Source organism: Psychromonas sp. SP041 (genome assembly GCF_000470315.2).
In the GTDB taxonomy this organism is placed as follows: domain Bacteria; phylum Pseudomonadota; class Gammaproteobacteria; order Enterobacterales; family Psychromonadaceae; genus Psychromonas.
On the sequence record NZ_CBRF02000006.1, the window covers coordinates 19790 to 31586 of the forward strand.

Below are 11797 nucleotides of genomic sequence, written 5' to 3' on the forward strand. Positions count from 1 at the left end.
TTATTAACACTAAAGAGGTATTTGGCAATGTTTGTACTCTCAAATTAAGAGGTTCATTCATTACATATCAACCAAATACGCTCTTTGGAATGGGTTTTAATCGTTTATTTCTTCTATTTGTGCCGTTGTAAGGCCTTTAATCGTTGTCCAGTTACCTTGTGATTGCTTAAGGTATCCAGGTACATCTGTTAACCATTTCTTTTGAACATCTTTATTAAGGTTTAAATATAATTTGTCACCTTTGATGTGCCATGCTGTTGGGTCAGTATCAAATTTTTGGTTCAAAGCCACACCAAATGCACAGAAACCACCGTATTGCGGTGCATATTTAGCTGGATCTTCTTTAAATAAGTCACGGTTATCTGCGCTCGCAAAGTGATAAATTGCACCATTGTAAGCTGCTGTGTATTTGTCTGAACCTTTAGTAGGTGTTCCTTCAGTAAAATATGAAACAGTATCGTAACCTTTAATTGCTAGGTCATTATTGTTTGCATTAACTTCAATATTAGCGGCAAAAGCAAAGCTGCTTGCTAACAGGGCAGTGCTTACTAGTGTTGATTTTATTAATGATGAAAGTTTCATTGTGTATCTCCATATTGAATAAATTATTAATGTTTAATTTAAGTCAGGACTCACCCTTGGCTTGGTTGATAATATAAGGCTTTCAATATATCAAAAGGGATGACATAGTCCTTATATTGAGCCCAATCGTCCAAATTAGTCATAAAGAGAGTCAAAATGGATCAACTTTCAATTATATTAAAGCGATTTTCGATGAACACGGAAGTCTTTTTTAGTGGTAACTTATGTGGTATCAGTCATTTCGATAAACAATCTAATCAAGGCCATCTACATCTATTACAAAGTGGTGAGTTAACATTAATTGATGAACAAGGAACATCACAAGTGTTTAATGAACCGACTGTATTGTTTGTGCCTTTACCGCACACCCATCGTATTATTGGTAGTGACGATAACCCGCCGAAATTGGTCTGTGCTAATGTGATGTACGATGAAACGACCTCTAATCCTATTGCTGAAGCCTTACCTAGCTTACTTTCTTTTAATTTCAATGATTGTCCAAAAATAAAACAAACCTCGTTGTTGTTATTTGAAGAAGCTTTTAATGATAGATGCGGTCGAACACCAATGATTAACTCATTAACCGATATTTTTATTATTTATATCTTGAGACATGTTTTAAGTAATAAAATCATGGAGCATGGCTTATTAGCAGGATTGGCTCATCCACAATTATCTAAAGTAATATTAGCGATTCAAGATGCGCCCGAACAAGCTTGGGGATTAGAAGAAATGGCAGAGTTAGCATTAATGTCTCGCTCTAAGTTCTCTGAGCTATTTAAACGAATTATTGGCCAAAGTCCTGGTGACTATTTGATTGATTGGCGAATTGTGGTTGCTAAAAGTTTATTAAAACAGAATAAATCTGTTGCGTTAGTTGCGAATGCTGTTGGATATGAAAATGGCTCTGCTTTAGCCCGCGTTTTTCGTAAAAAATTAGGTATTTCACCTAAGCAATGGCTTGAGCAGTTAAAGTGAATGAGATAACGATAGCTTTACTCTTAAAGGCTGATGAGTGCTTCGCTACTATTTCGTTATATCAGTGTTTATTTGTCAGTTATTCGTTATTCGTTATCCGTGATTAGTATTAGTTGCTGTTAGCTACTTTTAAGTGTTCGTCACTGATCAAGCGAACGCGTAAGTGACTATCAGTGACGAACGCTTAAATCGATTGAAGTGCTCATCACTAGGTTAATTAACTCTTTTAATAACTTATTCCGTTGGCTCCACAATATTCTTAATACCAAAAGGAATGTGTACGGAAGGAGCAACTTTACTGGTCGAATTTAAATGTCCAGACTGGTCATCGAAAAAGATATGTGGCTTTAATACGCCTAATACCAACCCTTTATCAACACCGCCCAAGAAGAAGGCATCATTTGCCATGACTCCCCATTTTTTTAACGTGTTTAATGCGCGTTCATGGGAGGGGGCATTTCTTGCTGTAACAATAGATACGCGTAATCTATTTTTATATTGAGTATCTATTTTCTTTTTATTTTCTTCTCGTAGTTGAATCGCTGATATTTTCACTAAAAATTCTTTTAATGGCCCTGGCGTATGGGGCTGTAAGATGTTCTTAGTTTCATGGTTATGGAATTGTTTTAAATCATTGGTGTTATGCATCACCGTTTCAGATTCGTCATCTGCTAATACGCCATCAAAGTCAAAGGCAAGTCTTAAATCATCATCGTCTTCTTCATCAATAATGGTTGAGCTTAAAACATGGCCAGCAGGGTAGCCACGTTTAATTGCTTCTCTCACATCTGATAAGTTGCCTGACAGAAAAAGTGAAATGCTCAAGGCTGGAATATATTCATAAGGTGATTTACCTTGCATGAAAATCGCTCTAGAGATTTGTAAATGATGATGCTCTATCGACTTCATTACACGAAGCCCTGTATCAGGGTCATTGCGAGATAATAAAACCACTTCAACTAAAGGATCTTCACTTGGGTTATCACTTAAATCATTTAACGAAAGTAATCGTTTAATAAAAGAGAAAGCAACGCCTTTGTTAAGTGGCTTTTTAATGTTTTTAGCTTGATATTTTCTATACTCAGCTTCGCCTTTGCTTTTAAATACTTGATCTGATTCTGTTAGGTCAAATACCGCGCTCGAGGCAACACCAATAACTAAACGTTTTCCTAATTCATAGGACATATTCTTACCTCTTATATTGTAAGTTTAAGTGAGCTCACTCAATCTTTTAATGGCATGGATATTATCAGGCGCTATTTGATCACTGTTTGGTGTGAACCAGATAGGTGTGATACCCACAGATATTGCTGGTTCAATGTCTTTTACAAAAGAATCGCCGACCATTGTTATATTGGATACAGGAATTGCTAACGTTGAAATAATAGCATTAAGAAATGCCGCAGTACCTTTCTCTAACCTTATATTTTCTTTGCAAAAATAACCCGATATATATTGGCTTAACTCGACACGATCAAAGGCTGATTTTATTTCCTGTTCAGTTGAATCTGCAGCGCCTGTCGCTATATAAATTTTCGCTTTTTTGGATAAAACCGCTAATGTTTCTTTTGCACCTGTGATCGCTTCCACTGTTTCCCATTCACACATTTTTCCTGTGTTTTGAGGGAAATCAACCATTAACGTATCACCCCAATCAAACAGATAGACATTCATCGTAACTGTACCTTTTAGTAAGTGTTTAATACTGAGTATTTAAAGTTAGGCCGTTAATGTAAAGCAGTGAATATGATATGACCCCATAAAAGTAGACAGCTAGTATAGGTCATAACATTAAACGCCTGTTGTTAAACTTAAAAAAGCATAATAGTTATTTACAGGCTTATACCAAAAGAATTAATAAGGTGATCATTCTTGCTGGTTAAAATCCCCCCTAACTGCATTGTGAGTTTTGAAGTGAGAACAACTATCTCCTACAACTCACGCCTTATTAGTGTTAATTTTTCCTGCGCAATCTCTGATCACTTATTTAATTCCATTGGTATTATTCATATAGATATTTTTCACTGGGCACTTCACTGCTGTATTCAACAAGCTCCCATTCAAAGCCTGCTTTATCAAAAAAATACAGTCGTTGACGATATTTTTCTACTGGTGTGTCAATACTGCGTTTATATCCTGAATTTACCAATTTTGTTTCGATGGCAGAGATATCTTCAACAATCAATGCAATATGATTGACCCCATAATTTTGATAGGTTTTTCGTTGGCTTTTAGGTGCCGCTCCTATATGTGGCTCTTGAAGCGCAAAGTAATAGTCATCATTACCAATATGAGCCCAACGATAACTTCCTGTTGGTGTTTTATCTTTTCTTACTTTGAAATCAGGCGCAACGATTTGAATAAAGGTTATCGCTTCATCTATATCTGGCACCGTTATATTAAGGTGTTCAATTTTAGTCATGATGATCCTTATCTTTATTAGCTATAATGAATTGAAATTTTTTTACATTTAACTTTAATAAACAGTATCAAATTTAATCGTTTAATCAATGGCTTAAATAGAGGTTAGTATTAAAAATACAGTTAATTTAAAAACCTCCCTCAATCTCCCCTATAAATAACCGTTCAGCTTAAAATCAAGCCTGTAAAAATAACCGTATAAAAGAGGCTTTATATTGACTGTTTAACCCGTAACACGCTATTGTTCAGCTTCCTTTGGATATAGCATTAAAGCTATGCACTGATGACTTATAAAAAATAAGATATCAATGTTTGGGAACTTGGTTAAATGCCAAGGCTGCCCCCGCAACGGTAAAGCAAGTCGAATTGATTCTCTTGTTAAGCCCGGATACCAAACCATAGGATGATACTTGCTCTTAAAGCGAGTACCGTGGTGTTGCGGAGGGCTTCACCGGCTGGTCTTCTTTTATTGATAATGAGTATGTAAATACTCTTAGATAAAAGTAACCATCTCCTCCACAACTTCGCCTGTTCATTACTCAGACGGAGATTTTCCTTTTGCTAAACGTAAAAAATACTAAGCCAACTTCATATTTAAAGTCATCTTTGACTAAACTACTTTTTGTTTCAAGTTGTATGCTGTCACTTTCTGCTAGCGCACATTTTCAAATGCTTTATACCCCGAACTTATTACATGAAAAAGGCGGTGCAATCACATTGAAAATGCCCTTTACTCATCCTGCCTCGAGTGGTCATGTGATGGCTGTTGATAAGCCTCAAGCTTTTTATATGATTAAAAAAGGTAAAAAAACGGATTTAATCGATACTATTTCTGATATTGAGTGGGAAAGCTCGGTTGATAAAGGCCATGCTTATCAAGCTGATGTTAAATTACGAGGATTAGGTGATTACGTATTTATCGCACAACCTTCCCCTTATTTTGAAGCTGAAGAAGATAGTTATATTCAGCAAATCACTAAAACCATTGTTAATGTTGGCAATCTACCAACAGATTGGAATACAGATTTTGGGTTAAGTGCTGAAATAGTGCCATTAACTAAGCCTTATGCTATTTATGAAGGTGGCATTTTTAGTGCAGTGGTTAAATCAAGAGGCAAGCCAGTACCCTTTGCTGCCATTGAAGTTGAATTCATGAATTATGTGCCAGATATGCAAAAAAATCACTTTGCTAAAGAACCTATCATGACTCCGCCTTCGGAAGTGTTTGTGACACAAACTATCTACGCTGATGCCAACGGTACTTTCCATTTTTCATTATTGAAAGCGGGTCAGTGGGGATTTGCTGCGTTAGGCATAGGCGAAGAGAAAACCTATAAAGGCAAAGCACTTTCACAGGATGCAGTTATTTGGGTACAGGCAACTAAATTGCCATAGTTACTGCCGTAGTGACTGTCGTTTTTTAAGCTGTTGTATTTGGCTTGATTGCTATATTTATCAAGCCAAATTATTTTTATGATAAAAGTCTATTCTAGAAAGGCTTTGTAAATTATTGAGCTGTTTAGTTTTTTGAAATATGTTGAAATGTTAACTAAATAGTAAAAAGGTAAATTATGCATATTGTTGATGGGGCATTATCATCTCCTGTATTGATAACTGGAGCTGTGTTAACCGTTATTGGGGTTTTTATTGGCCTTAAAAAAATGGATTATGATCATTTACCATTAGTTGGTGTATTAGCGTCGGTATTTTTCATTGCTTCTTATATCCACTTACCATTAGGCTTCTCGAGTGTTCATTTAATTATGAATGGCTTATTAGGTATTCTATTGGGTTGGGTTGCCTTTCCTGCTTTATTGGTTGCGCTGTTATTACAGGTTATTTTCTTTGGATTTGGTGGTTTATTGGTGCTCGGTGTGAATACACTGAATATTGCATTGCCTGCCGTGATTATTTATTACCTTTGTTATAAAGGTATTCGCCATGAAAGTGCTAAAGTCGCTGCTATTTGGGGTGCCATTGGTGGCGCAGGTGCGATTATTATTACCTCATTGATGGTGGCCTTTTCCTTAGCATTATCTGGAGAGTCATTTGTATTAGCTGCGAAAGCGGTGCTACCTGCGCATATTCCCATTATGATCATCGAAGGTTTTGTTTCTTATGCGGCTGTTTATTTAATCCATACCGTTAAACCTGAATTTATTACTAAGGATGCTCATTAATGAAACAACGCATAGAATTAATGAAAGCGAATGCTTTATATACTGTTCTGTTATTTCTTTTCTTATCTGTTTCATTAGGGTTTAGCTCACTTGCTAATGCACATAATGTTGTGGGTGGCGTTTACGCTGAAGGGTTTACTATTGAAGGTGAAGCTGGCTTTTCAAATGGGTCTATGGCCAATGAGGGTACTGTCGTTAAAGTGTCGGATACCTCGGGAACACCTCTTGGTGAAGCGGTTACTGATGATCAAGGTTACTTTGTTTTTACCGCTAAGAAGCGTATTACTCATGTTTTTGAAATTAACATGGGAGCAGGGCATATCTTAAAGATGCAGTTACCTGCAGAAGAACTGCCAGATAGTTTAGATGATGTAACAGCTACAACGATAAGCTCTAATTCTGTAGCTTCTACAAGCGATATAACACAAAGCTCTAATAATAATGGGCAAGTTGAAGATACTAATCAAGCTGTCATTCAAAACCAAATTCAAAACCAAATTACACCGCTGATGTTAGAAAAAGCGATTGCTAAGCAGATAAAACCATTACGCAGAGAAATTAGTGCGTTAAAAGAAAAATCAGGCATGCGCGATATTATCGGCGGTATCGGCTACATCTTTGGTTTATTGGGGCTAGTTGCTTTTTTACGTGAGCGTAAATTAAAGGCAAAACAATAATGTCACAGGGTCTAGAACATAGCCTGACATCTTGGTCGGGTCAGGCGTTAAAACACCAAGCATCATGGATTGATGATATTGATGCACGTGTACGTGTTGTTTGTTCTGGACTCTTTGCATTGGTGGTTGTGTCGAGCCAGCATTTTGTACCAGCATTATTAGGTTTGTTATGTGCTTTTTTATTAGTTAAATCTAGCAAGCTTAATATTAAGCGTACTTTACGTCGTGTTGTAGCGATGGATTTGTTTATGCTGATGTTGATTTGTGTACTCCCTTTTACCACGCCTGGCGATCCTATTTTTAGCGTATTTGGGTTGACGGCGAGTTGGCAGGGCTTATTACATGCGCTATTGATAACGGTGAAAGCGAATGCCGTACTATTGGTGTTATTTTCTTTAGTTGCGACCATGAGTGCCTCAACCTTAGGTCACGCACTTGCACATCTTAAAGTACCTGATAAATTGGTTCACTTAATGTTGTTTATGGTGCGTTATTTAGATGTGATCAGCCAAGAATATAAAAAGATGCGTCGTGCTATGCAAGCACGTGCATTTGTATTACGCACCAACAGACATACTTGGAAGAGCATCGGCTATTTATTTGGTATGTTACTCATTCGCTCAGTAGAACGGGCCGAACGTATTTCAGATGCAATGAAGTGTCGTGGTTTTTGTGGTCGTTATTATCTTAATGATGAGATGAAGATAGGGCGTGTAGATGTTGTTTTCGGTGTGGCTTTTTTATGTTTTTTAGTACTGTTAATAGGGCTTAATATTGATGACTTATTCAAATAAACCAATGGCTAAAGTCGATACACCATTGATTGAAATTAATAACCTTAGTTATGCTTACCCAAGACGTGGCAGTGTATTAAAGGATGTTAACTTTTCTTTATACGAAAGCGAACGTGTGGTGGTGAACGGTGATAATGGCGCTGGAAAAACAACCTTATTACATCTTATTGTCGGTTTAAAAAAAGCGAAGCAAGGTGACATTATTGGTTTTGGTGAAACCTGTAAAACAGAAAAAGAGTTTAATAAATTACGTGCTAAAGCCGGGCTATTATTTCAAGATCCAGATGACCAATTATTCTGTCCTACGGTGTTAGAAGATGTCATGTTTGGACCGTTAAACTTAGGTTTTACTAAACAACAAGCCATTGAAAAATCATTACAGACATTGAAAGATTTAGGGATGCAAGGCTTTGAATCACGTATTACGCATCAACTTTCTGGTGGTGAAAAACGTATGATTACCTTAGCCAGTGTTCTAGTAATGGAACCAAAAGTGTTAATTTTAGACGAACCAACTAACGCGCTGGATGAAAAAGCAAAAACACGTTTAGTCAATGTGTTGCAAGCTTTACCCCAAGCGATGATTATTATTTCTCACGATAAGTTGTTTTCAGATAAATTAGCAACAAGACAACTTAATCTTAAAGATGGTTTGTTAACTGAACAGTTAGCCGCAACGGTAGCAGTAGCTTAGGTTACTGTAATAGACATTATTATGAATAAATACGATGAGCGAAACATCATGAGTCAAGAGCAACAAGAAGTCATTTTTCCTTTTAGTGCCGTACAAGGTCAACCCTTGTTTAAGCTCGCACTATTGCTTGCGACGGTTAATCCTTTAATTGGCGGTGTGTTGATTTCTGGCCCTCGTGGTAGTGCTAAATCGACGTTAGCACGCGCAGTGGCGGATCTTTTGCCAGTAACAGAAGGTATGACTCCTGAGTTTGTGACCTTGCCTTTGGGGGCGAGCGAAGAAATGTTGATTGGCACCTTGGATTTAGACCACGTATTAAAAGATAAACAAGTGAAGTTTTCACCTGGTTTACTCAAAAAAGCACATACTGGTGTGTTATACGTCGACGAAGTTAATCTTCTCTCCGATCATCTTGTTGATCAGTTGCTCGATGTTGCCAGCAGTGGTGTGAATATTGTTGAACGAGACGGTGTTAGCCACCGTCATGATGCTCGTTTTACCTTAATTGGCACAATGAATCCCGATGAAGGTGAATTGCGTCCACAATTGAAAGACCGTTTTGGTTTAATGGTGGAATTGGATAATATTTATAGTATCGAAGAACGTATTCGCATTGTTAAAACACGTCAGTCTTTTGAGAAAGATAAAGTCGCTTTTTGTGATAATTACCAAGCGAAGCAAATATTATTACAACAACAAATAAGTGATGCACAGGAATTACTTCCAATCGTGAACTGTGACGATACTTGTTTGGTTGAAATCGCAACGCGTTGTCAGCAAGCTAATGTTGATGGGTTACGTGCAGATATTATGATGCACCGAGCTAGCTTAACGCATGCTGCATGGTGTGGAAGAAAAGAAGTCACTTTTGCTGATATCGAGCAAGTTGCCCCGCTGGTTTTATTACATCGTCAACAAAGTCCAAGCTCGCCACCTCCTTCAAGCTCATCTCAGGCAGGATCATCGCCAGATAAACCATCAGAAAAAAATAATAGCGGTGGTTTTTCACGACCTCAAGCACCTCAACAAAATGACTCACAGTCAGAATTAAAGCCTGAACAGCAAAAGACTGATCAAGGTAATAAACAAGCTGAAGAATCTTCAGATGAAAAAGGTAATGTCGGAGAGTGGGGGGCAATGCCACCTAAAGCTGGCGAAAAGCAAAAAACCAATGAAGATGTAAAAGTAGTATTGCCAAGTTTGCAACATAGCACTCTGAGTAACGCTTTAAATACGACTTTATTGAGTGAAGCCTTTAATAAAAATAATCAGGGTAACACCACCAAAGGCGAGAAAAAATCAACGTTGGAAAGTAATAAACCTGATTGGTTTAACACGCTAACCAATAGTTTAGGGCAGTGGCCTCCTACAAAATTTTCATTTAAAAAGGTCAATACAGGTAAGGAAAAATTACACCTTATTTTATTGGACACATCTGCTTCTACATTGAGTGATAGTTTGTCATCAATCGCGAAATCAGTCGTAATGAATATTACTGACAAAGCCTACATTCAGCGTGATAAAATCAGTTTATTAGGTTTTGGAAATAATAATGTTGAAACGATTATTAAAGCAGGACGTGCGCCAAAAAAAGTGACCAGTTTATTAGATAATATCAGCGCGATAGGAGGCACTCCTTTACGATTAATTTTAGAAAAGGCAGGGCAAAGTATTAAGCAACTTAGTCTGCAATATCCTGGTGTTTCACTTTTTTGTTATTTAATTACTGATGGTCGTAGTCGTGTTGATCTCAGCGATTTAAAATTGAATATACCCACATTGTTAATTGATATCGAAAGCGCACAGATAAAACGTGGTCGTGGCCCAGTATTAGCAAACCAGTTAGATGCACAATATTTTGCGGTTTCATCTTGATTCTTGTTTGCTTAACAAAGTTGAAAGAGAAGCAAGTTAAAACAAAATTAAGTTAAAACAGACATATAACTGGTTAATGTAAATAGAGAGTAGGAAAAGTAGATGACAGAGAAAGCAAGTTGCCCCGCATTATTTTTAGCCGCTCCGGCGTCAGGGCAAGGCAAAACAACCATTACTTCAGCAATTGCTCGTTATTTTACTGAGCAAGGCAAAGTGGTACGTGTTTTTAAAACTGGACCTGATTATCTTGATCCACAAATTCTAGCGCAAGCATCACATGGCCATGTTGAACAGTTAGACATGTGGATGGCAGGCGAGAACTATTGCCAGCAAAAATTGTATGAAGCAGCAAAAGAAGCCGACCTTATTTTAGTCGAAGGTGCGATGGGGTTATTTGATGGTGAACCTTCAAGTGCCGACCTAGCTGCTCGTTTTAATATTCCTGTTGCGATTGTGATGGACGTAAAAGGCATGGCGCAAACCGCAGCCGCCGTTGCTATTGGTTTAGCTAACTTTCGTGATGATTATAGTTGTTATGGTTTAATCGCTAATAATTGCAGCAGTGAACGCCATGCTCAATTAATTAGAGATGCATTGGCTGAACAATTACCGTTATTAGCATGTCTTAAAAAAGATGCCGATATTGCCTTGCCTGAGCGTCATTTGGGGTTAGTGCAAGCCAGTGAAGTCTTTGATGAATTAGAAGAAAAATTCACATTGGGTTGTGAGTGGTTAACTGATGGTGTTAAACGTGCGGATGGCAACGACAGTACTGAAAACCTATTACTTACATTACCGCCAAGCGTTGATTTTTATGCCGGAAAAACTGAAAAAGTAGGCAAATTACTCGAAGGTAAAAAGATTGCTATTGCACGTGACCTGGCTTTTAGTTTCATCTACCAAGCTAATACGCGATTATTAGAAAAGATGGGGGCCACGCTACATTATTTTTCTCCACTAAAAGACACGCAATTACCAGATGCTGACGCTTTATGGTTACCCGGCGGATACCCAGAATTATATGCACAGCAACTTGCCGCTAATACACAATTACAAACACAAGTTGCTGATTTTTATGAGGCAGGTAAGCCCGTGCTCGCTGAGTGTGGTGGGTTTCTCTATTGTTTGAATGAGCTGGTGGATCTTGATAACAAACACCATAAAATGTGTGGTGTGTTAAATGGTCAAGGCAGTATGTCAGGTAAACGTGGTTGTCAGGGCATGCAAAAAGCCATGTTACCGGAAGGTGAAATACACGGACATGCACATCATCGATCTCGTGCGATCATGGAAGTTGATGCAATGGGCTATGGGCAACGTCAACGTCACCCTGCACCCGGTGAAGCTATCTATCGCGATAAGAAATTAACGGCGAGTTACTTACATCTATTTTTTCCGTCTAATCCAACCTTGATTGCTGATTTGTTTACTGGGAAATTACAAGCGGTGGATCAGCAAAAGCTAACAGACTGGCAAAATTATGCGACTTTAGACACTAATAAAAATGCTGAAAGTTCAGCTTCTCCTATCAATGCGTCAAGCGCTGCTCCTCAAAAGCAAGCTGCTCATGCCGCTATGCAAGCACAACAGTAGGAA

At 37.8% G+C, this 11797-nt stretch carries 12 protein-coding genes and 1 riboswitch; of the genes, 8 read left to right on the plus strand and 4 right to left on the minus strand.

All coding sequences use genetic code 11. The features are described 5' to 3' along the window. Positions 1-96: 96 nt before the first annotated feature. Positions 97-582: a YHS domain-containing (seleno)protein gene (locus tag SP041_RS04725; protein WP_025565019.1), complete on the minus strand. Its 486-nt coding sequence runs from the start codon at positions 580-582 to the stop codon at positions 97-99. A gap of 156 nt (positions 583-738) precedes the next feature. Here SP041_RS04725 and SP041_RS04730 point away from each other — a divergent pair, with 156 nt between their 5' ends. Next, the gene (locus tag SP041_RS04730) at positions 739-1560 is read left to right on the plus strand and encodes an AraC family transcriptional regulator (RefSeq protein ID WP_025565018.1); all 822 of its coding nucleotides are present in this window, start codon (positions 739-741) and stop codon (positions 1558-1560) included. 234 nt (positions 1561-1794) lie between these two features. Here the strand turns inward: SP041_RS04730 and SP041_RS04735 are convergent, their stop codons facing one another. The 3 genes from SP041_RS04735 to SP041_RS04745 form a co-directional block, all read right to left on the minus strand. Continuing rightward, complete coding sequence (locus tag SP041_RS04735) at positions 1795-2745, minus strand: 5'-nucleotidase (protein WP_025565016.1); 951 nt, start codon at positions 2743-2745, stop codon at positions 1795-1797. 24 nt (positions 2746-2769) lie between these two features. Continuing rightward, positions 2770-3234, minus strand: a complete 465-nt coding sequence (locus tag SP041_RS04740) for an HAD hydrolase-like protein (RefSeq protein ID WP_025565015.1) — start codon at positions 3232-3234, stop codon at positions 2770-2772. Positions 3235-3562: 328 nt separating this feature from the next. After that, the gene (locus SP041_RS04745) at positions 3563-3982 is read right to left on the minus strand and encodes a VOC family protein (protein ID WP_025565671.1); all 420 of its coding nucleotides are present in this window, start codon (positions 3980-3982) and stop codon (positions 3563-3565) included. 267 nt (positions 3983-4249) lie between these two features. After that, positions 4250-4396, plus strand: a riboswitch (cobalamin riboswitch). Positions 4397-4587: 191 nt separating this feature from the next. Here SP041_RS04745 and SP041_RS04750 point away from each other — a divergent pair. The 7 genes from SP041_RS04750 to SP041_RS04780 all read left to right on the plus strand — a co-directional run bounded on the left by SP041_RS04750 (position 4588) and on the right by SP041_RS04780 (position 11794). Beyond that, positions 4588-5376: a DUF4198 domain-containing protein gene (locus SP041_RS04750; protein WP_025565672.1), complete on the plus strand. Its 789-nt coding sequence runs from the start codon at positions 4588-4590 to the stop codon at positions 5374-5376. A gap of 176 nt (positions 5377-5552) precedes the next feature. Then, positions 5553-6161, plus strand: coding sequence for a cobalt transporter CbiM (gene cbiM, locus SP041_RS04755; protein ID WP_025565674.1), 609 nt, complete (start codon positions 5553-5555; stop codon positions 6159-6161). Next, entirely contained in the window at positions 6161-6838 is a 678-nt protein-coding gene (locus tag SP041_RS04760) for a hypothetical protein (protein ID WP_025565675.1), read from the plus strand. Before cbiM ends, SP041_RS04760 begins: the two co-directional genes overlap by 1 nt. After that, on the plus strand, positions 6838-7632 hold the full coding sequence (gene cbiQ / locus SP041_RS04765; protein ID WP_025565676.1) for a cobalt ECF transporter T component CbiQ: 795 nt from the start codon (positions 6838-6840) through the stop codon (positions 7630-7632). Before SP041_RS04760 ends, cbiQ begins: the two co-directional genes overlap by 1 nt. Beyond that, positions 7616-8326 (plus strand): ABC transporter ATP-binding protein, encoded by a 711-nt coding sequence (locus SP041_RS04770; protein ID WP_205961167.1) that lies wholly within the window; start codon positions 7616-7618, stop codon positions 8324-8326. Before cbiQ ends, SP041_RS04770 begins: the two co-directional genes overlap by 17 nt. A gap of 21 nt (positions 8327-8347) precedes the next feature. Beyond that, positions 8348-10201 carry an AAA family ATPase gene (locus SP041_RS04775; protein WP_205961168.1) on the plus strand — a complete coding sequence of 618 codons (1854 nt, stop codon included), beginning with the start codon at positions 8348-8350 and terminating at the stop codon, positions 10199-10201. Between the two features lie 102 nt (positions 10202-10303). Further along, positions 10304-11794 carry a cobyrinate a,c-diamide synthase gene (locus SP041_RS04780; protein WP_025565680.1) on the plus strand — a complete coding sequence of 497 codons (1491 nt, stop codon included), beginning with the start codon at positions 10304-10306 and terminating at the stop codon, positions 11792-11794. The last annotated feature ends 3 nt before the right edge of the window (positions 11795-11797 follow it).

Bases quoted from the DNA above. Each gene is read 5' to 3' on its own strand.
- SP041_RS04725 (WP_025565019.1), bottom strand. From the start codon at position 582: ATGAAACTTTCATCATTAATAAAATCAACACTAGTAAGCACTGCCCTG.
- SP041_RS04730 (WP_025565018.1), top strand. From the start codon at position 739: ATGGATCAACTTTCAATTATATTAAAGCGATTTTCGATGAACACGGAA.
- SP041_RS04735 (WP_025565016.1), bottom strand. From the start codon at position 2,745: ATGTCCTATGAATTAGGAAAACGTTTAGTTATTGGTGTTGCCTCGAGC.
- SP041_RS04740 (WP_025565015.1), bottom strand. From the start codon at position 3,234: ATGAATGTCTATCTGTTTGATTGGGGTGATACGTTAATGGTTGATTTC.
- SP041_RS04745 (WP_025565671.1), bottom strand. From the start codon at position 3,982: ATGACTAAAATTGAACACCTTAATATAACGGTGCCAGATATAGATGAA.
- cbiM (WP_025565674.1), top strand. From the start codon at position 5,553: ATGCATATTGTTGATGGGGCATTATCATCTCCTGTATTGATAACTGGA.
- SP041_RS04760 (WP_025565675.1), top strand. From the start codon at position 6,161: ATGAAACAACGCATAGAATTAATGAAAGCGAATGCTTTATATACTGTT.
- cbiQ (WP_025565676.1), top strand. From the start codon at position 6,838: ATGTCACAGGGTCTAGAACATAGCCTGACATCTTGGTCGGGTCAGGCG.
- SP041_RS04770 (WP_205961167.1), top strand. From the start codon at position 7,616: ATGACTTATTCAAATAAACCAATGGCTAAAGTCGATACACCATTGATT.
- SP041_RS04775 (WP_205961168.1), top strand. From the start codon at position 8,348: ATGAATAAATACGATGAGCGAAACATCATGAGTCAAGAGCAACAAGAA.
- SP041_RS04780 (WP_025565680.1), top strand. From the start codon at position 10,304: ATGACAGAGAAAGCAAGTTGCCCCGCATTATTTTTAGCCGCTCCGGCG.